Raw genomic sequence first — 26,542 nt, forward strand, 5'->3', positions numbered from 1 at the left:
AAACGGCTCCTTTGCTCGGCCCAGCGTGAGGCAGACCTTGCATGGAACTACGGTAAAAAGTCAATGGATTCGTTGATTATTCCTTGCCACCTTCATCAACTGCGCAGGTCAGAGCGGCCTGTTCGACTTCTTGCATGGATTGACTAATGCGCTTTAGAGTGTGCTGGCTCAAGCGCATTAGTCTGCGCGCCACAGGAAAGGGGCATCACCGGTGCAAGGCAAGCGGTCCCCGGCACGCCGGCCGACCATGAAGGACATCGCGCGCCGTGCCGGAGTCTCCGAGAGCGCCGTGTCCTTCGCGCTCAACGACCGGCCAGGAGTCTCCGACATCACCCGCGACCGGGTCCGCAGGGTCGCCGAGCAACTGGGCTGGCACCCGAGCACCGCGGCGCGCGCGCTGTCCGGCGAGGGCTCGGCGACGGTGGGCCTCGTGGTGGCGAGGCCCGCCGGGACGCTGGGCGTCGACTCGTTCTTCCTCCAGCTGATCTCGGGCATCCAGGAGGTACTGGCGGAGCGTCAGCTGGGCCTGCTCTTCCAGGTGGCGGAGGACGTGACCGCCGAGTGCGCGGTCTACCAGCGGTGGTGGGCCGAGCGTCGGGTGGACGGTGTCCTGGTCGTGGACCCACGCACGGACGACCCCCGCCCCGCGCTCCTCGACGAGCTCGGGCTGCCCGCCGTGGTCACGGGCGGCGTGCCGGACCCGGACGTGCACCATCCGGGCCTCTCCACCGTCTGGGCGGACGACGCGGGCGCGATGGCGTCGGTCGTGGACCACTTGCACGCCCTGGGACACCGCCGCATCGTGCACATCGCGGGTCTGCCGGGACTCGCCCACACGGAGCGCCGGATCCGCACGCTGCGGGCCGAGGCACGGCGGCGCGACCTGTCCGAGGTCCGCTCGGTGACCACGGACTACTCGGACGCGGAGGGGGCCGCGGTGACACGGCGCGTCCTCTCCGCCGCGTCACCGCCGACGGCGCTGGTGTACGACAACGACGTCATGGCCGTCGCCGGGGTCGCCGCGGCGGCCTCGCTCGGGTTCGGCGTACCGGGGGACGTGTCGGTGATCGCCTGGGAGGACTCGGCGCTGTGCCGGATGGTGCACCCCTGGCTGACGGCGCTGTCGCGCGACACGACGTCCTTCGGCCGGACGGCCGCCCGCGAGCTCCTGTCCCTCCTGGACGACGGCCCCGCGGCCACGGTCCAGGTACCGCTGCCCACGCTCATCGAGCGGGAGAGCACGGGACCGGTGGCCGGGAGCTGAACTGTCCCGCCCGGTCCGGCGACAGGTCCGTCGTACCCGGCCATTTCGGTGCCGGTATGGCCGACATCTGCGAACTCTCGATCGCGCTGGACCTGCGTGACGATCTCTCCGATGAGGAGGTCGCCGAGCTCTCCGGTGGTATCTCGGCCTGGGCCCTCAGCCGGTGACGCGGACCATGGTGGACCGTCCTCTACACCCGCGACCGGTACAGGCCGAACTCCGCGAGCCGCACCGCCCCGCGCGATCCCGTCACCCGAAGCCGCCACTCCCGCGCGCGTACCGGCGCGGCCAGCGTGAGGACCCGGCTCGCCCCCACCGTGTCCACCTCCGTCACTCGGGTCCACCCGGCCCCGGCGGACACCCGCGCCTCGATCACCGCGTGCTCAAGTTGCTGACCCTGCCGGATCTCCTCCCCGAGCCGGATCCGGTCGACCTCGCGCGCCTTGCCCAGGTCGACCGTGAGCGTCCCCCGGGAGGGCGCCGGGCACACCCATGCCGTGTCCGGGTCGCCGTCCACCGCGTACGACGCGCGGCGACCGTCGCCGCGCACCCGCGCGCCCCGCGCGAGGTCCTGCGGCAGTTCGCGCCCGATCCGCTCACGGAACTCCCGCAGCCGCGCCACGTCCGCCTCGGGAAGCAGCCCCCGCCTGTCCGGCGGGATGTTCAGGAGCAGTACGGAGTTCCGGCCCACCGAGCGGAACCAGATGTCCGTCAACTGCTCGACCGACTTGGGCTGTTCGTCCTCGTGGTAGAACCACCCCGGCCTGATCGAGACGTCGCACTCCGCCGGCCACCACTGCACGTACTGGGCGAGGGCTCTCGCCTCGGCCAGTGCCTCCCGGCTCCCCTGGTCGGGTGCGTCGTACTTCAGGGCGTAGTCGATGCTCCCGTTCCCCGAGTCCTTGACGGGGACGACGCTCCACTCATCCTCCCTCGCGAGTCCGCCCTCGTTGCCGACCCACCGGACGTCGGGGCCGCGCACGGCGACCGTCGCGTCCGGGGCCAGGGCGCGGATGACCGCGTACCAGCTGTCCCAGTCGTACGTCTCGACCTTCTCCGGCGGGATGCGACCCTGCGCCCCGTCGAACCACACCTCGTCGATGGGCCCGTACTCGGTGAGCACCTCGTACAGCTGGTTGAGCATGTGCGCGCCGTAGTCGGTCGCGTCCAGTGTGAACGACCGCTGGGCGGCTGCGCCCGCCCGGTCGTCGCCCTCCACCGGCGTGGGGATGGTGCGCCGCGAGCGGGCGCTGCCGTTGGCGTAGACGCCGTGCAGGTACTGGTTCTCGTCGGCGGGCGAGATGTAGACGCCCACCTTGATGCCGTACCGGCGCAGCGAGTCGGCGAACGAGCGCAGCACGTCGCCCTTTCCGCTCTGCCAACTGCTGCTGATCACGCTGTGCTTGGTGTAGCGCGAGGGGTAGAGCACGAAGCCGTCGTGGTGTTTGACCGTGAGGATGGCGAGCTTGAAGCCGCCCTCGCGCAGGGCCCGCGCCCACTGGTCGGTGTCGAGTACTGACGGCTGGAAGACGTCGGGATTCTCATCGCCCGTGCCCCATTCGAGGCCGGTGAAGGTGTTGACGCCGAAGTGCAGGAACGCGGTCTGCTCAAGGCGCTGCCAGGCGATCTGCCGCTCGGTGGGCCGGACTTGGGAAGCCTTGGTGACGATCTCGTCCGGGGAGTCCTTGGGGGTGATCGGGATGCGGTAGGGCGGTTCCGGAGCGGCGGCAGCGGCTGTGCCCATGGAGCCGGGCGCCGCGAGAGCGAGGGAACCGCTCGACGCGGCGACCGCCGTGGTGACGGCGGCGGTCACGAAAAGACGTCTGCTGACAGTCATGGGGGTGCGGGTCTCCCTGTCGGGTCTCTGGCGATGGGGTCAGCGGGGACAGCGGATGGAGGGGGATCAGCGGGCGGTCAAGGTCCAGGCGGCCGGGGCCCGTTGATCCGCCGGGTACTGCTGGAGCCGCCCGTCATCGGTGACGTACACGGACATGCGTGTGATGGCGTTCGTCAGCCGGTAGCCGTCCGCCGCCTTCACCAGCTGCCACCGCTGCAAGGTGTTCGCCGCGTTACACGTCTCCCGGGTGATCGAACTACCCGGCTCCAGGGGCACGTTGAGCGTGAGCCTCCCGCTCCGCGTCTCCAGGCAGGTGCCGTCCGCCGTGGACTTCAGCGTCACGTACCCGTCGGCGGTGCGCTTGATCTCGTAGGCGGCGGGCTCCGCCTGCCCCTTGGCGTCGCGCAGGGTGTACGTTCCGTCCGCCACCGGCGTCCTCGTCAGGTCCTGCCGACCCGGCGCGTGACCAACTGACGTGGCGCGTGCGGTGAAGTCGGCGTACGTCGGGTCCGGATGCGCGGCTCCCCAGGTGACCTGGGCGACATGACTGAGCGGCATCGCCATGGACGCCGCGACCTCGTTCTCGGTCTCGCCCCGGCCGTTGTCCGGCCACAGGCTGATCTTCGCGCCGGTGATACCGTCCCGCGAGGCGAGCTTCTCGCCCTCGAAGCTGCGCGGGTCCCACGCCTTGTCGTACAGCGCCCTGGTGTCGGTGTGGAAGCCGCCGCGGACGAGATAGAGGGAGTATGCGGCGTTCTGCAACGGGTATCCCTGGGCGATGAGCCGGCTCGGCTTCGTCTTCACGTCGAGCCAGTGCTCCACACTCGTCCCCGCCGCGACCGGCACCGTGTTCGCTCCGGTCAGGCCGTCGTTCCAGATGCGCAGCTGCTTGCCCTTGCCCGCCGCGTACGCGTGCACGCGGTTCACGAAGTCGACGAAGGCGTCCTGCGGGGTCGCGTTGTCGCCGTACTTCCTCTTCGCGTATTCGAGGATGTGGGGGTACTTGGCGAAGTCCGAGCCGAGCATGTACTCGTCGGCGCCCATGTGCCAGGACTTCGCGGGGAACACCTCGGCGTACTCGTCGATGAGGCTCGTGTAGTAGGCGAAAGCCTCGTCCTTGGTGACGTCGAGGCGCGACGGCTGCGGCTCGCCGTCGGAGTCGGTGAGCTGGAGGTCGGTGCGCTTCTCCAGCCAAGGGTCCATGTGGCCGGGGGAGTTGATCTCCGGGATGATCGTGACGTGGTACTTCTCGCCGAGGGCGACGAGGCGGCGTATCTCGCTCTTGGAGTAGTAGCCCCAGCTGTTGGCCTCGGGGTGCTTCTCGCTCTTCACCTTGAGTTCGAGGAGCAGCTGGTTCTGCTTGTTGTACGCCATGTCGCGTACGAGGTTCTCGAGCCAGGGCGTCGAGATGTGGATGTAACAGGCGCAGACGCCCACTCCGCGCTCTTTGTACCGGGGCACGTCGACCGTGCGCCCCGCCGGCAGGCGGTCGCTCTGCGCGAGGAGCTGGAGGAGCGTGCGGGTGCCGTAGAAGGCTCCGGCGCCGGTCGCGCCGGTGATCTCCAGGTGTTCGCCCGCGCGGAGTTCGTACCCTTCGGCGCCGAGCGGCTTGCGTCCGGGAGCGACGTCGATCACGATGTCGCCGTCACGCGGGGCGCCTGCCGCGACCGGCACCCGGCCCTGGCCCGCGGCGCGCAGATCGTCGGCGAGGGTGCGGGCGACTTCCCGCGCCGCCTGTCCGTGCGCGACGAGGCGGGTGGCAGGACCGTAGACGTAACTCCCCTTCCCCGGCGTCCAGTCGGCGAGGGCGGGGAAGGTGCGGGGCGGGTCCGTGGCGGGCTGCGGGGTCCCGGCGGCCTGGGCCGCCGGGACCGGTGCCGCGAGCATCAGCAGGGCCACGGCGACGACTCCGAGTCGGCGGAGCCGCGCACGGGGCGGCGCCAACATCATGGGCATGTCAGTCATGACATCCGATGATTCAAGTGCCTCATCAGAGTGTCAATGCATTGCCCTCAGCGAGGACTTGGACATTTGCGCCTCCCCGCATCGATCCATCGGATGAATTGTGGGCCCCGTCCGCGCCCCGTCAGCCCGGCCAAGTGCCCGTCAACCGGCGCGCGGCGACAGCGCCGCCTCGGTCGACGGCCGCCTTGACCACGGCGAAGATCGCGCCCTGCAAGGTGGCCGCCAGCAGGATCTCGCCCCAGCCGCGGTCCTCATCGGTGGCATCGGGCGCGTCCTCATCGTGTCCGGCCACCTTCCACGCCTGTTTGAACAGTCCGCCCGCGGCCACACCGGCGAGCGCGCCGAGTGCGAGTCCGACCGGCTTGTACGCGATCTTCGATGCCTTCACACCGCGCTCCCCTGCCTCCGCTTGCGCCGCACCAGTACGTACGTGACCAAGAGCGTCGCGCCACTGGCCGCGAGAAAGGCCGTGCGATGGTTGCGGACCTGCTCCGGCGCCTTGTCCTGCCACACCTCAGTGGCCTGCTCGGCCGCGGCCTTCACCTGTCCGGTGGCCGTGGCCGCCTTGTCCTTGACCTGGTCGGGCACCTTGTCCTGCAGCACGTGGGCAGCCTCGGCGGCCTTCGCGACCGCCTGCCCGCTCAGCTCCGCCGCCTTGGTGGCCGTCTGGCCCTTGATCGCGACCGCCTTGTCCTGCGCCCGGGCCTTGACGTCCGCCTTGGCCGCCAGCGCCTCGACCGTCTCTCCCAGATCGTGCCGGGTCCGCTCGACCTTCGCGCGCAGTTCCCCGGCGCCGGCGGTGTGCTTGTCGTGGGACTGGGTCATCGCTGTGCACTCTCCTTGATCTCTGCGACATCGGCCTTCACGCCGCCGATGGCCTGCTCGGGGACCGGCGGGGCGGCCTTGCCGACTTCCTTCTTCCCGGTCAGTGCCAGTACCGCGGCGATCAGACCGAGGACGGCGGTGACGACAAGACCCGCGGCCCACGCCGGAAGCGGCACAGCGAGCGCCGCGATCGCGGTGGCGACGAGAGCCTGCAGGGTGAGGAAGCCGACGAGACCGGCTCCACCGAACAACCCGCCGCCCTTGCCGTAGCGCCTGGACTTCTCCTTCATCTCCGCCTGGGCCAGCCGCATCTCGCCGCGCACCAGCTCCGTCAGTTGCTGTGACGCGCGCTGCACGAGATCGCCCACCGGCTCGCTGCGGGGGACAGTCCGTCCGCCGCCGTCTCGGCCTGAGGTGTGCGGATCTGTCTGGGCCATCGTCATCAACCTCCTGTCTGTTCCGCGGCCGAGTACCCCGATCTCCGCGATCGGCACATCGTCGAGGGCCGCGAACATGTCGGGCGTGTCGGCCGGCGTCACTCCTCCATGCGCCGCCGGTCCTGTTCGTCCCACGCACGGGTGTCACGGGGCGGCACGTAGGGCTCCTCCTCAGGAGGCAGACCACCGGCGATGGCACGCTGCCGGGACAGCTCCGCGTCGAACTCCAGGCCGAGCAGGATCGCGATGTTGCTGAGCCACAGCCACACGAGGAAGATGATCACTCCGGCCAGCGCGCCGTAGGTCTTGTTATAGGAACTGAAGTTCCCCACGTAGAAGGCGAATCCGGCCGAGGCGACCAGCCAGACCAGCAGGGCGATCACGCTGCCGGGACTGACCCACCTGAAACCGCGGCCCTTCACGTTCGGCGTCGCCCAGAACAGCAGGCCGATCATGAAGGTCACCAGGACGACAAGGACCGGCCACTTCGCGATCGACCAAGCGGTCAGCGCCGCGTCACCGAACCCCAGGGCCGAACCCACGGTGTGGGCGATACCGCCGGTGAACACCACGATGAGGGCGCTGATGACGGCCAGCGTCAGGAGTACCAGCGTCACACCCACCCGGACCGGCAGAACCTTCCACACGGGCCGCCCCTCCGGTATGTCGTACACGGCGTTGGCCGTGCGGATGAACGCCCCCACGTACCCGGATGACGCCCACACGGCAAGTACGAGGCCGACCACCGCCATGACGGAGCCGATGCCGCCCTCTCCCCGCAACTGCTGCACGGCGTCGCTGATGATGTCCCTCGCCGAACCGGGCGCGAGCTTCTTGAGATTCTCCAGGAGGGAGTCGATGGCCGACTCCCCCACGACACCGAGGAGGGAGACGAGGACCAGGAGGGTGGGAAACAGCGAGAGCACCCCGTAGTAGGTCAGCGCCGCAGCCCGGTCGACCAGCTCATCGTCCTTGAACTCCCGGACCACGCCGGTGACGACCGCCCGCCATGACCGCTTCGGCAACCGCGTCGGTTCGACCGGCGCGCGGTCCGCGCCGTACTCGGCATCCGATGTCCCGTTCATACTCCCCGGAGTAACCCGCCGCGGCCCTGCCATGCACGGTTCGGACCGGCACCGCACGACCCCGCACGCCGCGTGCCCCCTGCCGGAGTCGGCAGGGGGCACGCGGCGAAGCGCAGGGATCAGTCGATACCGGGGAGGATGTGCGGCTCCGCGAGGTCGTCCTCGTAGCCGGCTAGGCGGATCGGGGCCGCTTTGGCCCACGAGTCCAGGTTGCTGAGCTTGCGTGGCCTGCCGGCCCGCTCGCCGCCGCGTTCCGCCGGTCGCTTTTCCTGCTTCGTCAGATCTGGTGTCACCGCGCACTCCTCTGTGTCGCGTAACGGAAGGACAAGGGCAGTTCGGTCGCGGTGGCGCCGTTGGCAAGGCGGGATCGCGGCCACGGTTGCGAGCCTGTCCCGGGGCGGCTGAGGGGCGCTTGTGGATCCCCTGGAGGCCGTCCGTTCGTCTCAGATTAACCAAATGAGCGCGCTCACGCTCTATGGGTTCGGCCGAAGGGGTGGATTTCAGACAGTTGGTGATGGTGTGGGGGTGACTGACGGGCCGGAAACACCCCAACGGGTCGACCCCATGGGCCTTTCCGTATCTCCATGGGACCGTACGGGGATGACTTCTGCCCAGGCACGGGAGGGCGCGGTGGCTCTGGTGACCGGAGCCTCGCGAGGGATCGGGCTCGCCGTCGCGCGAGGCCTCGCGGAGTCCGGACATCGCCTTGTCATCACCGCCCGCGCACCGGATGCCCTCCAGGCGGCGGTGGCCGAGCTGCGCGCGGACGGCGCAGAGGCTGTCGGATGCGCGGGCGGCGTGGCTGATTCCGCTCGGGCACAGGCGTGCGTGGCCCTCGCGATGCGCGAGTTCGGGCGCCTTGACGTGCTGGTGAACAACGCGGCGACGAACGCCCCTTACGGCGCGCTGATGGACGTCGACCTCACCCGCTGGCGCGCCGCCTTCACCGTGAACGTCGAGGCCGCGCTGCGCCTGACGCAGCTCGCCTGGCGGTCCTGGATGGGCGAGCACGGCGGCACGGTGGTGAACATCTGCACCGAGGGCGCGTCCCATGTGGGGCCGAACGTGGGCGCGTACGGCACCAGCAAGGCGGCGCTCCTGCACCTGACCGCCCAGCTGGCGGGCGAACTGGCGCCCTCGGTACGGGTCAACTCCGTGTCCCCGGGACTCATCCGCACCGAGATGGCCCGCTTCGTGTGGGACGGCGCCGAGGAGCAGCTCGCCGCGAGCCTGCCGCTCGGCCGCATCGGCGAGCCGGAGGACGTGGCACGGGCGGTGGCTTGGCTGGTCTCGGATGCGGCCGAATGGGTGACGGGCGCGGATGTGCTGGTGGACGGCGGTACCCGGGTGCGGGCGGCAGCCGCCGACAAGGCATCCTCGTACGCCGTGCACGAGCGGCTGCGCACGACGACCGGCGAGGCCTGACACGCCGTACAGGACGTACGCTCAAATACGGGCAGGCGACCGCCCCTCCCCTACCACTTGCCGGGTGCGTAGTCCTTGAGGAAGACACCGAACAGGTCCTCGCCCGCCTCGCCCCGCACGACCGGGTCGTAGACCCGGGCCGCGCCGTCGATCAGGTCGAGCGGGGCGTGGAAGCCCTCGTCGGCCAGGCGCAGCTTGTCGTAGTGCGGGCGCTCGTCGGTGATCCAGCCGGTGTCGATCGAGGTCATGAGGATGCCGTCGCTCTGGAACATCTCCTGGGCGCTGGTCCGCGTCACCATGTTCATCGCGGCCTTGGCGGCGTTCGTGTTCGGGTGGCCGGCGCCCTTGTAACCGCGGCCGAAGACGCCCTCCATCGCGGAGACGTTGACGACGTAGGAGCGGCCGCTCGACGCCTTGCCCGCTGCGTCGGCCATCGCCGGACGCAGCGCGCTGATCAGGATGAACGGCGAGGTGTAGTTGCACAGCTGGGTCTCGAGGAGCTCCACCGGGGAGATCTGCTCGATGGTCTGCACCCAGGTGTTGCTGTCGACGACGTCCGGGACCAGGCCGCCCGCGTCGATGGCGGTGCCATCGAGGTGTCGGGCGACGCTGGCGTTGCCCGCGACGAGGGCGAGGTCGGCGACCTGCTGTGCTTCCAGGCCGCTGGTGCCGAGGGGCAGCGCGGCCAGGCCGTCCACCGCTCCGGAGTTGAAGGCGCCGATGACGGAGTGGGCGGGCAGCTCCCCGGCGGGCAGCGGCGCGCCCTCGCCGTCGACCAGGGCGGCGTACGCGGAGGGCAGGCGGCGCACGGTCTGCGTCGCGTTGTTGATCAGGATGTCGAGCGGTCCCGCCGCGGCGACCCGCTCGGCGAGCGCGACCGACTGGGCCGGGTCGCGCAGGTCGATGCCGACCACCTCAAGGCGGTGCAGCCAGTCCGCCGAGTCGTCCATCGCCTTGAAGCGGCGGATGGCGTCCTTGGGGAAGCGCGTCGTGATGGTCGTGTGGGCGCCGTCACGAAGGAGGCGCAGCGCGATGTACATGCCGATCTTGGCGCGGCCACCGGTGAGCAGCGCGCGCTTGCCGGTGAGGTCGGTACGTGCGTCTCGCTTGGACCGGTTGAGGCGGGCACAGTCCTGACACAGCTGGTGGTAGAAGTAGTCGACTTCCACGAACCGGGTCTTGCAGGTGTAGCAGGAGCGCGGTCGCTGGAGTATCCCCGCGATCCGGCCCTCCTGGGTCTGCGAGGACGGCAGCAGCCCCTCGGTCTCGTCGTCGATCCGCTCGGCGGAGCCGGTGGCGGTGGCCTCGGTGACGGCCTTGTCGTGCGCTGTCTTGGCGGCCCGGCGGTCCTGGCGGCGGCGCTGCTTCACGGTCCGGTAGATCCCGGCCGTGGCGCGGCGCACCGCGATCGCGTCGGGGTGGTCGACGTCCAGCTTGTCGAGCTCGTCGAGCACGCTGAGGCAGACGGCGAGCCGGTCGGGGTCGATGCCGGGGCCGAATTCGACGGCCTCTTCGGCCGGACCGGCAGCCTCCAGGCTGTCCTCTGTCACCGTCATCGCCGCTGTCCTCGCGTCACTCATGCCGCGGCTCGTCTGGGTGACCGCGGAAGCTCCAAAGAAGAGAACTTTACGTAGCGAAGGACCCCTCTACCAAACTCGGACGGTCCACGCACGCCTCGACGAGCCCCGCGAGCTCCGCACGGACGCTGTGCGCGAGGACATCCAGGTCGGGTACGGCCACCGCGTCCGCCACCAGACCGAAGTGCACCCGGCCCCGGTACGTCGACACCGCGACGGCGAGCGCCTGCCCCTGGGCGAGCGGCGCGAAGGGGTACACGGCGGCGAGCGGGCAGCCACCGAGTCGCAGGCCGAGACTGGGCAGCGGGACGCTGGTGACGAGGATGTCGAAGAGCAGCCTGGCGGCCTGCGCGACCACGGGACCGCCGATGCGGTGGCCGATCGGCGGCACATGATCGGCGAGCAGTGCGACCGCGCCCGCGCCCCGGTTCGGGCCCGCGTCCTTGTTGCGGTCCATGGCGGCCCGCACCGCCCGCAGCCGCGCGACCGGGTCCGGGTCGCCGACGGGCAGCCGGACCAGATACCCCGAGAGCCGGTTGCCGGGCGGCTGCGCGCCGCGCGGCCTGCGCCGGGAGACCGGGACCAGGGCGCGCGGCTCCACGCCCTCGCTGCCGTCGCCCCGCTCGTCGAGCCAGCGGCGCAGGGCTCCCGCGACCACGGCGATCAGTACGTCGTTGACGGTGCCGCCCACGGTCTTGCGCACGCGGTGCACGTCGTCCAGGTCCAGCAGCACCCCCGCGGTGCGCCGCGTGCCGGTGGCCCGTGACGTGAGGGCGGCCGACGACCGCACGCCCAGGGTCGCCCGGGCGACGGCCGAGCCGATGTCCAGGGCCTGCCCCACATCGGCGACGGTGTCGCGGACGAGACCGGGCAGCTTGCGCGGGTCGGGCAGCCAGGACCAGCGGGAGGCCTCGGGCTCCACGGGCGCCGGGCGCGGGGCGGGCAGGTCCACGGGGTCCATGACCGCCGCGGCGAGCATCAGGGCGCGAAGACCGTCCGCGAGCGCGTGGTGGAACTTGAAGAGGACGGCGAAGGAGGTGCCGTCCTGCGCCGGCAGGACGTGCGCCTCCCACGGCGGCCTTTCGCGCTCCAGGGGGCGCTGCATGAGCACGCCCGCCGCGTCGTGGAAGTCCCGCACCGGCTCGGCGAGGTGGACGTGGTGCAGCGGGTCGAAGGCGGGCGCGGGCGCCCGGACGGCCGCGCCGACCGGCAGCAGGATCGAACGGATCCGGAGTCGCAGTCCGGGCACGGCCGCCGCACGTGAGGCGAGGAGTTGGGCGGCGCGCTCGGCCGCGCCCGGCGAGTCGGCGTCGAAGACTCCAAGTGCCCCCAGGTGCATGGGGTGTTCCGCGGACTCGAGGTTCCAGAAGGCGAGGTCGAGAGGTGCGAGCAGGTCGGAGGGCTCAGCGGTCGGAGTATTCAACGGGCTGCTCTCGCGTCGAGGACGATGCGGGGGATGACTGACGTGAATGAGCAGTCAATCGCCGTTGTACGACTACGGTCAAGTACGATCAAGCTACGCACAGTTAACAACAGATTAAGGCCCGCCTCTCTGGGAGAGGCGGGCCTGGTGGTGCACAAGTGGCGTATGTCTTACGTCACTTCAGAGCGGGCGGGGCCGCGCTCGTCGACGTACCCCACTCGGAGGGCTTGTCGCCCACCGTGAAGGAGAGTTCGCGGGTGTCGCGGATGTCCTCGGTCGTCAGGTACGTCTTGCCGTAGTCGGCGCCGTCCGCGCGCGCCGACTGGATGTACCGGTCGGTGTCCGACGTGCCCCGCGCCTTCACCGTGAGGCGCCCCTTGGGGTAGTAGCGGCGGTCGAGAGTGAGGTCGACGCGCTCGAAGACGGGCGTCGACAGACCCCACGTGTCCGTGCCGGGCTGGACCGGGAAGACACCGATCGAGGACAGCACGTTCCATGCGGACATGGTGCCGAGGTCGTCGTTCCCGGTCATGCCGGTCGGGGTGTCCGTGAAGAGCGTGAGCGCGGCGTGCACCACGTCGGTGGTCTTCCACGGCTGGCCCGTCGAGAGGTAGGTGTACGGCGCGATGAGGTCGGGCTCGTTCTGCGGGTTGTACTTGTCCGCGTTGTAGTAGTCGTAAGGACCGTTGACCCACACCTCGCGCGCGGTCTTCGCCGGGTCCTTCAGGAGCTGCTCGTAGGCGAAGAAGGAGTCGAGGCGGTCGTTGGTGGCCTGCTTGCCGCCGATGAGGTCGACCATGCCTGGCAGGTCCTGCGGGACGAGCCACTGGTACTGCCAGGACGTGCCCTCGTGGAAGCCCTCGCTCTTGGCGGGGTCGGCGGGTCCGGTGAAGGAACCAGCCGCGTCCCGCGCGCGGAAGAACCCGGTCGAGTCGTCAAAGATCTTCCGGTAGTTCTGCGCACGGTCCGCGTACCGCTTGGCGTCGGCCTTGTGCCCGAGCTCACCGGCCATCTGGCCGAGCATCGCGTCCGAGAGGGCGTACTCGAGGGTCGCGGAAGCGCCGTGGTCGTAGTCGGAGTCGCCGGGCTTGGCGTGCGGGCGGCCCTTGATGTACGGCGCGAAGCCGTCGCTCAGGTACTCCTTGTTCGCCTCGCGGCCCACGGGCGCCGATTCGGTGGGAGGGACGCCGTCCGCGTTCTTCTTCAGCGCGCGGTACGCCTCCTCCTCATGCCCCTTGAGCAGACCCTGCTGGTAGGCGTTGGTGAGGAAGGGGGTGACCGGGTCGCCCGTCATGATGTTCGTCTCGACCGTGCCGTAGCCCCACTTGGGCAGCCAGCCGCTCTCCTCGTCGATCTTCAGGACGGAGAGCGCCATGTCCCGGGACTCGTGCGGCGCGAGCAGGGACAGGAGCTGCGCCTGGGTGCGGTAGGTGTCCCAGAGCGACCAGTTCTGGTAGTACGTGAACCCCCCGTCATCATCAGCCCGGTGGATCTTCTGGTCCCAGCCCGTGTAGCGGCCGTCGACGTCGCTGCCGATGTTCGGCGCGAGGAAGGAGCGGTAGAGGGACGAGTAGAAGGTGCGGCGCACGGTCTCGCTGCCGCCCTGCGCCTTCACGTCGTCGAGCCGGTCCTCCCACGCCCGCTGGGCCGCCTTCTCCACTCGGTCGTACGAACGTCCGCCCTCCGTACGGAGGTTGAGCGCCGCACCCTTGGCGTCGACGTACGACAGAGCTGTGGTCGCCTCTACGGTGCGATCCTTGGAGGTGTCGAACCGGACGTACGCGCCGTTGCGCTCCTCGCCCGCCGACGACTTCTTGGAGCCCGCGGTGACGGTGTCGCCCTTCCAGGTGCCCGATGTGGCGAAGGGGCGGTCGAAGCGGGTGATCGTGTAGACCGTGTACGGCTTCGTGTCCTGGCAGAAACCGCTGCCGGTGATCGCCGTGCGGACCGTACGGCTGTCGAGGATCTCGACCTTGGTGCCGCCCGTCTTGTGCAACGACTGGCCCGCGTTGAGAAGGACGTTGGCCTTGTCGGTGGCGGGGAAGGTGTAGCGCTGCACACCGGCCCGCTTGGTGGCGGTCAGCTCGGCGTCGATGCCGGACTTGAGACCCACCTTGTACGAGCCGGGGCTCGCCTTCTCGTCGTCATGACTGAACTCCGCCGCGTACTTGGCGTAATCCGTCTCCTTGACGTCACCCGTGGTGGGAAGGACCGGCAGATCGCCGCCCAACCCGCAGCCCACGCCCGAGAGATGGACGGTCGAGAAGCCGCGGATATGGGTGTCGGAGTAGTCGTAACCCGTGTTGTGCCCGGTGTCGGGCGAGAACTGGACCATGCCGAAGGGCACGGCCGCGCCGGGATAGGTGTTCCCCTCGTTCTCCGTCCCGATGAACGGGTTGACCAGATCGGTCAGTTGACCGTCCCGCGCCGGGGCGGCCTGCGCCGCCGGTATGGCGAGTGCGCCACCGAGGAGCGCGGCCGCAGCCACCACCACCCCCGTACCGCGTAGCCGTCGAGTCCATCTCATGGGTGGGAACGCCTCCTTGGACAACGTTGTCAAAGCGCGGAACGCGATCATTCTTCGACGGTCGCGTCGCATGCGTCAAGGGGTGGGAGAGAGGGAGCGGAGGCGGCTACGGCTCTCAGGCGGTGCGCAGCCAGATCCGCAGCGCTCCGACCGGGGTGAACCCCTGACCGACTGCCGCGTCGAGGCTCTCGCCGCTCTCGTATCCGACGACGGGCAGGCCGGGCCAGAGCCTCGCCACCTCCGTCAGGCAGCCGGCCCAGGCTGTCTCCTGTGCGCCCGGCGCGTCGCCCGCCGCGAACAAGTTGGAGATGCCGATCACGCGCTCGCCTCGGCTCGCGACGGCGCCCGCCACGATCGTGCCGTCCAAGGAGGTTCCGGCCAGGAAGGTGCTGTCCCCGGCGAGCAGCTCGGGCCGGAACAGGCCCTCGCTCTCCTCCCCGTCGTTCCAGGCGGTCTCCCACGCGGGCAGCGAATCGGCGCTCTTGAGCGGCTCCCAGCTGATGCCGGGCGGACCGACAGGAGCCGCGCCCGGGGGACGGTGGATCCACTGCGCGTCGAAGAGCACCTCGAAGCCCATCGGCTCCAGGTCGAGGCGGGCGAAGCTGTCCTTGACCGAGCAGCCCGGTGACTCCATGTCGATCCGCGCCACCAGGTCGGCCGCCGACGCCTCGGGGGTGAGCGAGACGGCGTCCGGATACAGCGGCGGCGTCCGTCGCGCGCCGCTCCACACCCTGGCGCCGAACTCCCCCGGTACGCCGTGCGCGCGGCAGACCTCGTCGCACCACTCGGCGTTGTTGCGGGCCGCGGCCCCTGCCCACTCGTTCCCGATGTTCACGGGCTGATCGTGCCAAGTGATCAGATCCGCGTCCAAGGAATATGCGTCCGCGGGACAGGCGTCCACGGACCAGCGCTCCGGCCCGCCGACCGGGCCGGAGCGCCGCGTACCCGGGTCAGGAACCCGAGCACCCCGCCGGGTCCGGCCGCGACGCGTCGCTGATCAAGGCTTCATGTGCCGCCTTGAGCCGCTTCACGTCGGGCTTGACGACCCTGCGGTCGTAGGTGAGCAGACCGTTCAGCTCGCCCTCCACATCCGAGATCTGGGTGTAGACGGCGCCGTTGCCGCCCTTGCAGGCGAGCTTGTGCACCTCGTCGAGCTTGGTGAGGTAGTCGTCCGTGTACGTCGCCGGGTCCACGTCGACGTAACTCTGCTGCACGGACCAGGCGTGGCCGGGCACCGCGAGTCCGAGACCGCCGTACTCGCCGTTGATCTGCGCCCTTACGCCGTCGGCCTTGGGCGGCAGCGCCGGGCTCGGGTAGCCGTGCTCGTCCATGATGTCGCCGGTGCCGCCGTCGCGCCCGAGATTGAGGCCCGACATGCCGTTGACCAGGCGGGTCGGGTCCCAGGACTTGGCCTGGGTGGCGATGCGGCCCTCGTCGTACTGACCCCAGCCCTCGTTGAAGGTGACCCACATGACGATCGACGGGTGGTTCGCGTGCTCGTCGATCATCTGCTTCATCTCGGACTCGTACTGAGCGCGGGCTGCCGTGCTCGGGTTACGGCCCGCGTCCATCGCCGGCATGTCCTGCCAGACCATCAGGCCCAGCTTGTCCGCCCAGTAGAACCAGCGGTCGGGCTCCACCTTGATGTGCTTGCGGACGGAGTTGAAGCCCATCTCCTTGTGCATCTTGAGGTCGTACGCGAGAGCCTCATCGGTCGGCGCCGTGTGCAGTCCGTCCGGCCAGAAGCCCTGGTCGAGCGTGGCCATCAGGAACTGGGGCTTGCCGTTGAGCATGGTGCGCGGGGTGCCGTTGACCTTCTCCACGGAGATGGAGCGCATCCCGAAGTAGCTCTTGACCTGGTCGCGACCCACAGTCACCTTCAGGTCGTAGAGGAAGGGGTCGTCCGGCGACCAGAGGTGCGGATCGGCGATCTTCAGCTTGAGCGGCGTGCCCGTGCGTCCGCTCGCCTCCGCGACCTTCTTCTTTCCCGCGTACGCGACCGCCTTGACCCGCACTCCGTCGCGCACGCCCTTCGGCTCGACGGTGACCTGCTTGGTGGCCACGTCGGGCGTGATCTTGAGCGAGTCGGCGTGGTCGGCCGCGACCGGCTCCATCCACACCGTCTGCCAGATGCCGGACGACGGGGTGTACCAGATGCCGCTCGGGTCCAGACGCTGCTTGCCGACGGGCGGGTTCTCGCCGTCCTTGCCGTCGGTCGGGTCGTAGACGCCGACGATCAGTTCCTGCGTCTTGCCCGGCTTCAGGGCGTCCGTGATGTCGGCGCTGAACTTGTCGTAGCCGCCCTTGTGCTCGGTGACCTTCTTGCCGTTGACGAACACCTCGGACTGCCAGTCGACCGCGCCGAAGTTGAGCTTGAGGCGCTTGCCGTCACCGACCTTCCAGCCCTGCGGGACGGTGAAGGTCCTGCGGTACCACATGCGGTCCTCGTGCCGTTCCAGGCCGGAGAGCTGGGACTCCACCGGGTAGGGGACGAGGATCTTCTCGGCCAGCTTCTTTCCGACCGGGGGCTTCTCGCCGGCCTTGGCCGACGCGAACTGCCAGGAGCCGTTGAGGTTGCGCCAGGCGTCACGGGTCAGCTGGGGGCGCGGGTACTCGGGCAGCGCGTTGTCCGGGCTCACGTCATCGGCGAACTTGGTGCGCAGCTGGTGCTCGGAGTGGTTGGGGCCGCTGCTCCAGAACTGGGCGACCGCCTTGCCGTCGTCGCCGTTCAGGCCGCCCTTGCCGTCGTACCGCAGGTCGGCGGTGCCCTTCGCGTTGCCCTTCTTGTTGCCGACCACGGGCTCCTTGAGGGCCACGAGGAGGGCGCGCGGGTCCTTGGGGTCGGCCTTGACCGCGCCGATGGGCCACTTGGCTCCGCCGATGACCGCCTCGATGTGGTCCGCGAGGCCGTTCAGGGGCGCCGCGAGCTTCTGGGCGAAGTCGAGCTTGAGAGTACGGCCGTCCTTGAGGACCGTGGCGGCGGTGGCGCCGTCGTAGTCGAAGCCGTCGGGGAGGCGGAAGGCGGACTGCGGGATCGCCACCTTGCTCCCGCCGGGCTCGGTCCAGCGCAGGTGGAGGTTGGAGCCGCCGTAGTGCTCGAAGTACTCGACCTTGATGTCGTAGGCCTTTCCCGCCTCCAACTCGACCGGCTTCGCGGTCTGTTCCTTGTCCCAGTCGTCGACCCAGTGGTCGATGGCGAGGTTGCCGTCGACCCAGAGCCGGAAGCCGTTGTCACCGATCATGGAGAAGGTATGGGAGCCGGTCTTCTCCGGGACGACCTTGCCTGTCCAGCGGACGGTGGCGTCGTCGGCCTTGCCGGTGGCGAAGGACAGGCGCGGGTCGAGGTTGTCGAAGTCGATGCGCTGGTCGAAGCCGGTGGCCTTGAGCTCGTGGAAGTCAAAGGCTCCGGGGGCTGACTGGGTGTAGTACTCGCCCTTCAGGCCGTGTACTTCGGGTGGTTCGTCGGCTGCCGTCGCGGCCGGCACGGCTGTGAGTCCGGCGAAGGCGAGGGCAACGGTGAGCAGCAGTATCAGTCGCTGCCTGACTCGTCTGTGTCGGGTGGGGCGCACGGATCCTCCATTGCTTGAAGCGGTGCTTGAAGGCTGTGGAAGGGGGTGGCGGCTCGCCGCCGCAGTCTGTACAACGAATCTGTACAACGTTGGAAGGAACGGCAGTTGGAATGACAGCACGCTCTCCGGCGCGCTGTCCAGGGCCATGACAAACACCCCGGGACAGGGGTGCACCTCGACGCAGGGAGCTGCACGTGCGGGTTAGCCTCAAAGACGTCGCAGAGCGCGCGGGCGTCTCCATCAAGACCGTCTCGAACGTGGTGAACAAATATCAGCACGTCACCCCGGCGATGCGGGCGCGTGTGCAGGAGGCGATCGACGAGCTGGGCTATCGCCCCAATTTGACGGCACGTCACCTGCGCAAAGGCCGTACGGGAATCATCGCGCTCGCCGTTCCCGAGCTCGGGAACCCCTACTTCGCCGAGCTGGCGGGCGCGGTCATCGACGCGGCGGCCGAGCACGATTTCACGGTTCTGCTCGACCACACCCGTGGCGAGCGCGAGCAGGAGGTCCTGGTCAGCCAGGGGTTTCGCGCCCGGGTGATCGACGGCCTGATCCTGAGCCCCCTGGAGCTGGAGTCGGACGACCTGCTCGGCCGCGAGGACGACGTTCCGCTCGTGCTGCTCGGCGAGCGCCAGTACGCCCTGCCGTACGACCACATCGCGATCGACAACGTGGCTGCGGCGCACACGGCGGTACGTCACCTCATCGGCCGCGGCCGCACCCGCATCGCGTATCTCGGCGCCCGGACGGACTCCGCGAACCAACCCGCGAACCTTCGACTCCAGGGCTGGCGCGAGGAGTTGACGCAGGCGGGCCTCGCCGCGCCGGACAGCCTGGTGGGCCCGGTAGGCGGCTGGAACCGCTGGGACGGGGCGAAGGCGATGGCGCGGATGCTGGACGCGGGGGTGCGGCCCGACGCGGTGTTCGCGTACAACGACCTGGTGGCGATCGGCGCCATGCGCGTCCTTCACGAGCGCGGTCTGCGCGTGCCGTGGGACGTGGCGGTGGTCGGCTTCGACGACATCGCGGAGGGGCAGTTCGGGGCGGTCACGCTGACCACGGTCTCGCCGGACAAGCAGGCCATCGCCCGGCTCGCGGTGGCCTCGCTGCTGCGGAGCCTGGAGGGTGCGGGTGAGCCCGAGGGCCGTGAACTCACCGCTGAATTCCGCCTGGTGGAGCGCGAAAGCACACTGGGCCGACGCTGAGCCACCGGAGGGCTCCCCTTGCGCGGAGGGTTTACAGCGTCCTTTCAACGATGTAAAAAGCTCCCCGTACCGCCGAGTTGACCGTAGTTGCCGATCCTCCCGTGAGCGCTCTCCGCGCCGGGGCCGTGCCGTTTTGGGGACTCCATGAAGCCGACCACACGCCTTAGCCGCATCTCAGCCAGGACTCTCCTTGCCGCCGGTCTCGCCGCGAGCCTCGCGCTCGCCACCGGATGCGCCAAGTCCGAGGACGACGACGACAAGGGATCCACCGCGCAGGACAAGGGCGATTCGGGCCAGGTCGTCTCGGAACCGAGCGCAGGCAGCGGCGAGACCTGCGCGATAGACACCTACGGCGGCAAGAAGCTCGACCTCAAGTCCGCCACCGTCGGCTTCTCCCAGTCGGAGAAGGAGGCCAACCCCTTCCGCATCGCGGAGACGGCATCCATCAAGGCCGAGGCGAAGAAGCGCGGCGTCAAGCTGCTCACCGCCAACGCCCAGTCGCAGTTCTCCAAGCAGATCAGCGACGTCCAGGACCTCATCGCCAAGGGCGCCGACCTCCTGGTCATCGCACCGCTGAACTCCGACGGCTGGGAGCCGGTGCTCCGCGCGGCCTCCGCCAAGCACATCCCGATCGTCACCGTCGACCGCAAGATCAACGCCAAGGCCTGCAAGGACTACGTGAGCTTCATCGGCTCCGACTTCGTCGAGCAGGGCAAGCGCGCGGCCGACCAGATGATCAAGTCGACGGGCGGCAAGGGCGAGGTCGCGATCCTGCTCGGCGCGGCCGGCAACAACGTGACCACCGAGCGCACCAAGGGCTTCCAGGACCGCATCAAGGAGAAGGCCCCCGACCTGAAGGTCGTCTTCAAGCAGACGGGCGAGTTCGCCCGCGAGAAGGGCCAGCAGGTCACCGAGCAGCTCATCCAGTCCAAGCCGGACATCAAGGGCATCTACGCCGAGAACGACGAGATGGGCCTCGGCGCCGTCAACGCCCTCAAGGGCGCGGGCAAGAAGGCCGGCGACGTGAAGATCGTGACGGTCGACGGCACGCGCAACGCCGTGCAGGGCATCGTCGACGGCTGGATCGACGGCGTCATCGAGTCGAACCCGCGCTTCGGTCCGCTCGCCTTCCAGACCCTTGACACCTTCACCAAGGGCACGAAGGTCTCGCAGGACATCGTGATCAAGGACAGCGCGTACACGAAGGACAACGCCAAGGCGGACCTCGGCAAGGCGTTCTGAGATGTCCGACGTCCTCTCGGTCACCCACCTCAGCAAGACGTTCCCGGGCGTACGCGCCCTGGACGGGGTCGACTTCACCGCGCGCGCCGGTGAGGTGCACGCCCTGATAGGCGAGAACGGCGCGGGCAAGTCCACGCTGATCAAAGTCCTGACCGGCGTGTACGCACCGGATGCGGGCGAGCTGACGTACAACGACAGACAGGTCTCCTTCGCCACCCCGCTCGAGGCCCAGCACGCGGGCATCTCCACGATCTACCAGGAGGTCAACCTCGTCCCCCTGATGAGCGTGGCCCGCAATCTCTTTCTCGGCCGCGAGCCACGCGGCCGGCTCGGCCTCATCGACTTCCGTCGGATGCACCGCGAGGCGGACGAGGCCCTGCGGCGGCTCGGCGTACGGGTGGACGTGCGCCGCCCGCTGCGTGAACTCGGCGTGGGCGCACAGCAGATGGTGGCTCTGGCCCGAGCGGTATCGGTCGACGCGCAGGTCGTCATCATGGACGAGCCGACGTCGTCACTCGAACCCCGCGAGGTCCAGACCCTGTTCGGCGTGATCCGCATGCTCCGGGACCGCGGGATCGCGGTGATCTACGTCAGCCACCGCCTGGAGGAGCTCTACGAGGTGTGCGACGCGGTCACCGTCCTGCGCGACGGCAAACTGGTGCACACCGGCCCGATCGCGGAACTCGACCGCCTCCGCCTCGTGTCCCTCATGCTCGGCCGCGAGGTCGGAGAGGTACAGGAAGAGGGCGTCACCAAGTTCTCGGGCGACCACGAGCCGGACACCCAGCCCATACTCCGGGCAACGGACCTGACGATGCGCCACCACTTGCACGGAGTCTCCGTCGAGATCCGCCCCGGCGAGGTGGTGGGCCTCGGCGGCCTGCTCGGCTCGGGCCGCAGCGAGACGGCGAAGGCGATAGCGGGCGCACTCCCGACCGACTCCGGCGACGTACTGATCGCCGGAACCCCGGTCCGCACCGGCTCACCCCCGGCGGCCATCCGCGCCGGCATCAGCCTCCTCCCCGAGGACCGCAAGGCCGAGGGAATCGTCCCCGGCCTCTCGGTCCGCGAGAACATCGCACTCGCCGCGCTCCCCCGCCTCTCCCGCTTCGGCCTGGTGGACGAGACAGCGATCGACAAGATCGTCGACACCTTCATGGAGCGCCTGCGCATCAAGGCATCGGGCCCGCACCAGAAGGTCGGCGAACTGTCGGGCGGGAACCAGCAAAAAGTCCTCCTGGCCCGCTGGCTGGCGATGAACCCCAAGGTCCTCCTCCTGGACGAGCCCACCCGAGGCATAGACATCGGCGCGAAGGCCGAAGTACAGAAGCTCATAGACGAGTTGGCCAACGACGGCCTGGCCGTACTCCTCATCTCCTCCGACATGGAGGAGCTGATCGAGGGCTCGGACCGAGTAGTGGTCCTCAAGGACGGCAGGGTGATAGAGGAACTCACCGGCTCCAAGGTCACAGAGGACGCCCTCATGCGAGCGATAGCAGCCACCGGGAGCCGCGGTGACTAGCCCGCGACGTACCCGAGGCCGCTCCGACCGGAGGGGACGTGCCGGTATTTCCGCCCGGAGCACGGTTCGCATCGCTCCGGAACCGAAACACCAAGACGCTCACAGGCGGATGGCGAGGACGGACATACCGGCGCGGCCCCGCCCCACAGACAACCAAAGGCGCACCCGCACCCGGCTCACCCGGAGTTCCCATGACTGACCTCGCCCTCGGAGGCAAAGCACCCGCCGACCGCGAGCGCGTCCTTCGATACCTCCAGAACTACGGCGTCTACCTGGGCGTAGCCGTCCTCCTGATCCTCAACATCGCCCTCACCCCGCACTTCCTCTCCGCCGAGAACTTCCGTACCCAGGCGGTCCAGGTGGCCCCGGTCCTCATCGTCGCGCTGGGCATGGCCCTGGCCATCGGCAGCGAGGGCGTGGACCTCTCCGTCGGCTCGGTCATGGCGCTCTCCACGTCCCTCCTCTCCCTCTATCTGGGCTACGGGACATGGATCGCCCTCATCGTCGCGATCATCGGCGGCGCGGCCATCGGCGTCGCGAGCGGCTCCCTCATCGCGTTCATCGGCGTCCAGCCCATCGTCGCCACCCTGGCGTTGATGGTCGCGGGCCGCGGCCTCGCCCTCGTACTCCTCCCCCAGCTCAAGGACGTACGCGACCCGACCATGGCGTCGCTCGGCTCGGGCGACGTCCTGGGCATCCCCTACCTCGTCCTGATCGCCGCGGCCCTCGCACTCGTCGTGGCGTTCGTCGTCCGCCGCACCACCTTCGGACGCCAACTCCTGGCCATCGGCGACAGCCGCCCCGCGGCCCGCCTCGCGGGACTCCCCGTACGACGCGTCCTGATCCTCGTGTACGTCTGCTCCGGCGCCCTCGCCGCCATCGCGGGCGTCCTGGCGACGGCCCGCCTCACCGCCAGCGACCCCACCTCGCTCGGCAACCTCATGGAACTGTCCGCGATCACGGCCGTGGTGGTCGGCGGCACACCGCTCAGCGGCGGGCGCGTGCGGATCGGCGGCACCGTAGCGGGCGCCGTACTGATCCAGTTGCTCACCGCCACGCTCATCAAGCACGATCTGCCGCCCTCCTGGACACAGATCGCCCAGGCCGTAGTGATCATTCTCGCCGTCTACGCGGCACGGGAGAGGGGCAAGCGGTGACCGGCACCGTCCTATCCGAGGCCAAGCCCATGAAGAAGCCAGAGGACGAGGAGACCGGCGCGAGCCGCTCCGACCGCCTCAGCGCACTCGCCCAGCAGCACGGAGCCCTGGTCACCCTCGTGGTCGCCGTCATCGCGGCCTCGCTCAGCTTCGACACGTTCCTGACCGGCGACAACCTGGAGAACATGGCGGTATCTTCCGCCTTCCTCGCGGTCGTGGCCCTCGGCATGACGTTCGTGATCATCACGGGCGGCATCGACCTCTCGGTGGGCTCGCTCTTCGCACTCGGCGGCGTACTCGCGGCCTGGGGCTCGCAGTACGGGACGGCGGTGGCGCTCCTCCTGCCGTTGGCCGTCTGCGGGCTCATCGGCCTCGTCAACGGCCTGCTGATCGCCCGCTCCCGCCTGGCCCCCTTCATCGTGACGCTGGCCGCGATGCTGGGCGCACGCGGCATCCTCCTGTCCGTCACCGACGAGGGCTCCAAGACCTACCTGGTCGACAAGGACTCGTTCTTCGCGACGCTCGGCCAGGGGAAGATCCTGGGCATCGGAGCCCCGGTCTGGATCACCCTCGCCCTCTTCGTCACCGGCGCCGTGATCCTGCGCCGCAGCCGCTTCGGCCAGTACGTGTACGCGGTCGGCGGCAACGAGGACGCGGCGGCCCTCATGGGCGCCCCCGTGGCCCGCACCAAGGTCACCGTCTATACCCTCTCCGGCCTCTGCGCGGGTCTCGCGGGCGCGCTCAACGCGGCCTGGCTGGTCTCGGGAGTCACCATCCTCGGCTCGGGCATGGAACTGGAGGCGATCTCCGCGGTCGTCATCGGAGGCACGCTGCTGACCGGCGGATTCGGGTTCATCAGCGGATCGCTCGTCGGCGTACTGCTCCTGAAGGTCATCCAGAACGTCATCAACCAGATCGGATCGCTCGACTCCGCCTACCAACAGGTCGTCAGCGGCGCCTTCTTGGCACTCGTCGTGATCGCGCAGACCTGGCTCGGCCGCAGACGCCGGGTCATCTAGGGGCTACAGAGGTACGACCTGTCCCTTGCCCAGCGCGATCACGCCCCCCTTCGACACCGTGTAGAGCTCCTCGTCCCGCTCAGGGTTGACCCCGATCGTCGCCCCGGGCGGGACGTCCACGTTCTTGTCGAGTACGGCACCCCGCACCACCGCCCCCCTGCCCACACGGACGTTGTCGTGCAGCACCGAGCCCTGCACGACCGCACCGTCCTCGATCGTCACACCCGGCGAGAGCACGGAGCGCGTGACCTGCCCCCGGATGACACACCCCGGGCTGACGATGGACTCGCTCGCGATACCGGCCGCGCAGAACTTGGCGGGCGGAAGGCCGCCCGGGTGGGTGTAGATGGGCCAGCGCCGGTTGTCCAGGTTGAATACGGGCTGGTCGGAGATCAGGTCCATGTGCGCTTCGTAGTACGCGTCGAGCGTGCCGACGTCACGCCAGTAGCCGTGATCGCGCGCGGTCTCCCCGGGCACGTGGTTGTCGTCGAAGTCGTACACCTGGGCCAGGCCGCGCTCGGTGAGCATGGGCAGGATCGAACCGCCCATGTCGTGCTTGGAGTTGCCGTCCTCGGCATCCTGCTGGATCGCGTCGACGAGGGTCTTCGTCGTGAAGACGTAGTTGCCCATGGAGGCGAACACCTCGTGCGGCGATCCGGGCAGTCCTGGCGGGTCGGTGGGCTTCTCCAGGAAACCCTCGACGCGCGTGCCGTCCCGGGCGGGCGTGATGATTCCGAAGGACGCCGCGTCCGAGCGCGGCACGCGGATCCCCGCGACCGTCACTCCGGCGCCGCTCTCGAAGTGCTGGCCCAGCATCTGGCGGGGGTCCATGCGGTAGACGTGGTCGGCGCCGAACACCGCGATGTAGTCGGGCTGTTCGTCGTGGACGAGGTTGAGCGACTGCAGGATGGCGTCCGCGCTGCCCAAGTACCATCGTGGGCCCAGGCGTTGCTGTGCCGGGACCGGAGTGACGTAGTTGCCCAGGAGGCTGGACATCCGCCAGGTGGTGGTGACGTGCCGGTCCAGGGAGTGCGACTTGTACTGGGTCAGTACGCAGATCCGCAGGATGTCGCCGTTGACGAGATTGGAGAGCACGAAGTCGACGAGGCGGTACGTGCCGCCGAACGTGACCGCTGGTTTGGCCCGGTCGGCAGTGAGGGGCTGCAGGCGCTTCCCCTCACCGCCCGCCAGGACGATTCCGAGCACCGAAGGTCCACCGCGCATCGCGCCGCCCCCTTAACTGGGATCACTTGGACTCGAGTAACTCCTCGTACACGCCGGTCGTGCGTCGCGCGACCGCGTCCCAGCCGAACTCCCTGACAGCGCGGTCCCGCCCCGCGGCGCCCATGCGGGCCGCGGCGCCCGGATCGGCGACCAGTTCGTTCAGGGCCCGCGCGAGCCGCGCCTCGAAGTCCGTCGGCTCCTGCTCCTCGTACGGGACGAGGAGTCCTGTGCGCCTGTCCGCGACGACCTCGGGGATGCCGCCGACGTCCGACGCCACGACCGCGGTGCCACAGGCCATCGCCTCCAGGTTGACGATGCCGAGCGGTTCGTAGACGGAGGGGCAGACGAACGCCCGGGCGTGCGTGAGGAGTTGGATGATCTCCGGGCGCGGCAGCATCTCCGGGATCCAGTGGAGTCCCCCGCGGGCCAGGCTCAGCTCCTCGAAGAGAACACGGAACTCGGCGTCGATCTGCGGGGTGTCGGGGGCTCCGGCGCAGAGCACGAGCTGGGCGGCGGGGTCCAGCTCCTTGGCCGCTCGCAGCAGATGGGGAACACCCTTCTGCCGGGTGATGCGTCCGACGAACAGGACGTAGGGCCGCTCGGGGTCGATCCCCAGGTGCTCCAGGACGTCCGTGCCGGGGTCGGGGCGGTACAGGCCGGTGTCGATGCCGTTGTGGACGACGTGTACTTTCGCCGGGTCGATGGCGGGGTAGCAGCCGAGGATGTCGTCCCGCATGCCGCGCGAGACGGCGATCACGGCGTCAGCGGCCTCGACGGCGGTGCGCTCGGCCCAGCTGGAGAGGGCGTATCCGCCGCCCAGCTGCTCGGCCTTCCAAGGGCGCAGGGGCTCCAGGGAGTGCGAGGTCATGACGTGCGGGATGCCGTGCAGGAGCTTGCCGAAGTGGCCCGCGAGGTTGGCGTACCAGGTATGGGAATGGACGAGGTCGCAGCCCGCCAGGGCGGCCGCCATGGACAGGTCCACGGAGAAGGTCCGCAGCGCGTCATTGGCGCCGTCAAGGGCGTCCCAGGCCTGGTGGCGTACGAGGCCTTCGGCGGTCTCCTGATTTCCCCAGCAGTGCACGTCGACGTCGACGAGGGACCCCAACTCCCTTGCGAGGAACTCGACATGGACTCCGGCTCCGCCATAGACATCCGGCGGATACTCCCGGGTGAGCAGTCCTACCCGCACGCAGAACCTCCCGTCCGTCCACCCCAGCAGTCGGTCGCCCGCCCCCA

21 protein-coding genes are annotated in these 26,542 nt (G+C 69.4%); 7 read left to right on the forward strand and 14 right to left on the reverse strand.

Going from position 1 to position 26,542, the window contains the following annotated elements; genetic code table 11:
- Positions 1–247 precede the first annotated feature (247 nt).
- On the forward strand, positions 248–1,264 hold the full coding sequence (locus ACFVXC_RS39555; protein ID WP_389916146.1) for a LacI family DNA-binding transcriptional regulator: 1,017 nt from the start codon (positions 248–250) through the stop codon (positions 1,262–1,264).
- Positions 1,265–1,454: 190 nt separating this feature from the next.
- Here ACFVXC_RS39555 and ACFVXC_RS39560 read toward each other — a convergent pair whose 3' ends face one another.
- From ACFVXC_RS39560 to ACFVXC_RS39590, 7 genes are all read right to left on the reverse strand, one after another.
- Positions 1,455–3,101 carry an alpha-L-fucosidase gene (locus ACFVXC_RS39560; RefSeq protein WP_389916148.1) on the reverse strand — a complete coding sequence of 549 codons (1,647 nt, stop codon included), beginning with the start codon at positions 3,099–3,101 and terminating at the stop codon, positions 1,455–1,457.
- 66 nt (positions 3,102–3,167) lie between these two features.
- Positions 3,168–5,057 carry a family 20 glycosylhydrolase gene (locus ACFVXC_RS39565; RefSeq protein ID WP_389916225.1) on the reverse strand — a complete coding sequence of 630 codons (1,890 nt, stop codon included), beginning with the start codon at positions 5,055–5,057 and terminating at the stop codon, positions 3,168–3,170.
- A 130-nt stretch (positions 5,058–5,187) separates the two neighbouring features.
- On the reverse strand, positions 5,188–5,454 hold the full coding sequence (locus ACFVXC_RS39570) for a DUF4235 domain-containing protein (RefSeq protein WP_389916150.1): 267 nt from the start codon (positions 5,452–5,454) through the stop codon (positions 5,188–5,190).
- A complete protein-coding gene (locus tag ACFVXC_RS39575) occupies positions 5,451–5,891 on the reverse strand; it encodes a DUF3618 domain-containing protein (protein ID WP_389916152.1) in 441 nt (146 codons plus the stop codon). Before ACFVXC_RS39575 ends, ACFVXC_RS39570 begins: the two co-directional genes overlap by 4 nt.
- A complete protein-coding gene (locus ACFVXC_RS39580) occupies positions 5,888–6,259 on the reverse strand; it encodes a phage holin family protein (protein WP_389916227.1) in 372 nt (123 codons plus the stop codon). The genes ACFVXC_RS39575 and ACFVXC_RS39580 overlap by 4 nt, the downstream gene beginning before the upstream one ends.
- A gap of 167 nt (positions 6,260–6,426) precedes the next feature.
- The gene (locus tag ACFVXC_RS39585) at positions 6,427–7,413 is read right to left on the reverse strand and encodes a YihY/virulence factor BrkB family protein (RefSeq protein WP_389916154.1); all 987 of its coding nucleotides are present in this window, start codon (positions 7,411–7,413) and stop codon (positions 6,427–6,429) included.
- A gap of 119 nt (positions 7,414–7,532) precedes the next feature.
- Positions 7,533–7,706 carry a hypothetical protein gene (locus ACFVXC_RS39590; protein ID WP_167828876.1) on the reverse strand — a complete coding sequence of 58 codons (174 nt, stop codon included), beginning with the start codon at positions 7,704–7,706 and terminating at the stop codon, positions 7,533–7,535.
- 307 nt (positions 7,707–8,013) lie between these two features.
- Here ACFVXC_RS39590 and ACFVXC_RS39595 point away from each other — a divergent pair, with 307 nt between their 5' ends.
- Positions 8,014–8,838, forward strand: a complete 825-nt coding sequence (locus ACFVXC_RS39595) for an SDR family oxidoreductase (protein ID WP_389916156.1) — start codon at positions 8,014–8,016, stop codon at positions 8,836–8,838.
- Positions 8,839–8,888: 50 nt separating this feature from the next.
- On the opposite strand, the gene ACFVXC_RS39600 is transcribed toward ACFVXC_RS39595, so the two are convergent.
- From ACFVXC_RS39600 to ACFVXC_RS39620, 5 genes are all read right to left on the reverse strand, one after another.
- Positions 8,889–10,394: an SDR family NAD(P)-dependent oxidoreductase gene (locus tag ACFVXC_RS39600; protein WP_389916158.1), complete on the reverse strand. Its 1,506-nt coding sequence runs from the start codon at positions 10,392–10,394 to the stop codon at positions 8,889–8,891.
- 70 nt (positions 10,395–10,464) lie between these two features.
- Complete coding sequence (locus ACFVXC_RS39605; RefSeq protein WP_389916160.1) at positions 10,465–11,838, reverse strand: wax ester/triacylglycerol synthase family O-acyltransferase; 1,374 nt, start codon at positions 11,836–11,838, stop codon at positions 10,465–10,467.
- A gap of 175 nt (positions 11,839–12,013) precedes the next feature.
- On the reverse strand, positions 12,014–14,365 hold the full coding sequence (locus ACFVXC_RS39610) for a GH92 family glycosyl hydrolase (RefSeq protein WP_389916162.1): 2,352 nt from the start codon (positions 14,363–14,365) through the stop codon (positions 12,014–12,016).
- A gap of 115 nt (positions 14,366–14,480) precedes the next feature.
- Complete coding sequence (locus ACFVXC_RS39615; protein ID WP_389916229.1) at positions 14,481–15,194, reverse strand: hypothetical protein; 714 nt, start codon at positions 15,192–15,194, stop codon at positions 14,481–14,483.
- A 121-nt stretch (positions 15,195–15,315) separates the two neighbouring features.
- Positions 15,316–17,934, reverse strand: coding sequence for a PA14 domain-containing protein (locus ACFVXC_RS39620; protein ID WP_389916164.1), 2,619 nt, complete (start codon positions 17,932–17,934; stop codon positions 15,316–15,318).
- A gap of 194 nt (positions 17,935–18,128) precedes the next feature.
- On the opposite strand from ACFVXC_RS39620, the gene ACFVXC_RS39625 reads away from it, so the two are divergent.
- The 5 genes from ACFVXC_RS39625 to ACFVXC_RS39645 all read left to right on the forward strand — a co-directional run bounded on the left by ACFVXC_RS39625 (position 18,129) and on the right by ACFVXC_RS39645 (position 24,082).
- On the forward strand, positions 18,129–19,142 hold the full coding sequence (locus ACFVXC_RS39625) for a LacI family DNA-binding transcriptional regulator (RefSeq protein WP_389916166.1): 1,014 nt from the start codon (positions 18,129–18,131) through the stop codon (positions 19,140–19,142).
- Between the two features lie 144 nt (positions 19,143–19,286).
- Positions 19,287–20,384: an ABC transporter substrate-binding protein gene (locus ACFVXC_RS39630; RefSeq protein WP_389916168.1), complete on the forward strand. Its 1,098-nt coding sequence runs from the start codon at positions 19,287–19,289 to the stop codon at positions 20,382–20,384.
- Between the two features lies 1 nt (position 20,385).
- Complete coding sequence (locus ACFVXC_RS39635; RefSeq protein ID WP_389916170.1) at positions 20,386–21,906, forward strand: sugar ABC transporter ATP-binding protein; 1,521 nt, start codon at positions 20,386–20,388, stop codon at positions 21,904–21,906.
- A 191-nt stretch (positions 21,907–22,097) separates the two neighbouring features.
- Entirely contained in the window at positions 22,098–23,063 is a 966-nt protein-coding gene (locus ACFVXC_RS39640) for an ABC transporter permease (RefSeq protein ID WP_389916172.1), read from the forward strand.
- Positions 23,064–23,092: 29 nt separating this feature from the next.
- A complete protein-coding gene (locus ACFVXC_RS39645) occupies positions 23,093–24,082 on the forward strand; it encodes an ABC transporter permease (RefSeq protein ID WP_389916174.1) in 990 nt (329 codons plus the stop codon).
- Positions 24,083–24,085: 3 nt separating this feature from the next.
- Here ACFVXC_RS39645 and glgC read toward each other — a convergent pair whose 3' ends face one another.
- Entirely contained in the window at positions 24,086–25,306 is a 1,221-nt protein-coding gene (gene glgC / locus ACFVXC_RS39650) for a glucose-1-phosphate adenylyltransferase (protein ID WP_389916176.1), read from the reverse strand.
- A 22-nt stretch (positions 25,307–25,328) separates the two neighbouring features.
- On the reverse strand, positions 25,329–26,495 hold the full coding sequence (gene glgA, locus ACFVXC_RS39655; RefSeq protein ID WP_389916178.1) for a glycogen synthase: 1,167 nt from the start codon (positions 26,493–26,495) through the stop codon (positions 25,329–25,331).
- Positions 26,496–26,542: the final 47 nt, after the last annotated feature.

This window comes from Streptomyces sp. NPDC058257 (assembly GCF_042881845.1).
Lineage (GTDB): Bacteria > Actinomycetota > Actinomycetes > Streptomycetales > Streptomycetaceae > Streptomyces.

Coding starts and splice junctions, on each gene's coding strand:
- ACFVXC_RS39555 (WP_389916146.1), top strand. CDS start 248: ATGAAGGACATCGCGCGCCGTGCCGGAGTCTCCGAGAGCGCCGTGTCC.
- ACFVXC_RS39560 (WP_389916148.1), bottom strand. CDS start 3,101: ATGACTGTCAGCAGACGTCTTTTCGTGACCGCCGCCGTCACCACGGCG.
- ACFVXC_RS39565 (WP_389916225.1), bottom strand. CDS start 5,057: ATGCCCATGATGTTGGCGCCGCCCCGTGCGCGGCTCCGCCGACTCGGA.
- ACFVXC_RS39575 (WP_389916152.1), bottom strand. CDS start 5,891: ATGACCCAGTCCCACGACAAGCACACCGCCGGCGCCGGGGAACTGCGC.
- ACFVXC_RS39585 (WP_389916154.1), bottom strand. CDS start 7,413: ATGAACGGGACATCGGATGCCGAGTACGGCGCGGACCGCGCGCCGGTC.
- ACFVXC_RS39595 (WP_389916156.1), top strand. CDS start 8,014: ATGACTTCTGCCCAGGCACGGGAGGGCGCGGTGGCTCTGGTGACCGGA.
- ACFVXC_RS39600 (WP_389916158.1), bottom strand. CDS start 10,394: ATGACGGTGACAGAGGACAGCCTGGAGGCTGCCGGTCCGGCCGAAGAG.
- ACFVXC_RS39610 (WP_389916162.1), bottom strand. CDS start 14,365: ATGAGATGGACTCGACGGCTACGCGGTACGGGGGTGGTGGTGGCTGCG.
- ACFVXC_RS39630 (WP_389916168.1), top strand. CDS start 19,287: ATGAAGCCGACCACACGCCTTAGCCGCATCTCAGCCAGGACTCTCCTT.
- ACFVXC_RS39635 (WP_389916170.1), top strand. CDS start 20,386: ATGTCCGACGTCCTCTCGGTCACCCACCTCAGCAAGACGTTCCCGGGC.
- ACFVXC_RS39640 (WP_389916172.1), top strand. CDS start 22,098: ATGACTGACCTCGCCCTCGGAGGCAAAGCACCCGCCGACCGCGAGCGC.
- ACFVXC_RS39645 (WP_389916174.1), top strand. CDS start 23,093: ATGAAGAAGCCAGAGGACGAGGAGACCGGCGCGAGCCGCTCCGACCGC.
- glgC (WP_389916176.1), bottom strand. CDS start 25,306: ATGCGCGGTGGACCTTCGGTGCTCGGAATCGTCCTGGCGGGCGGTGAG.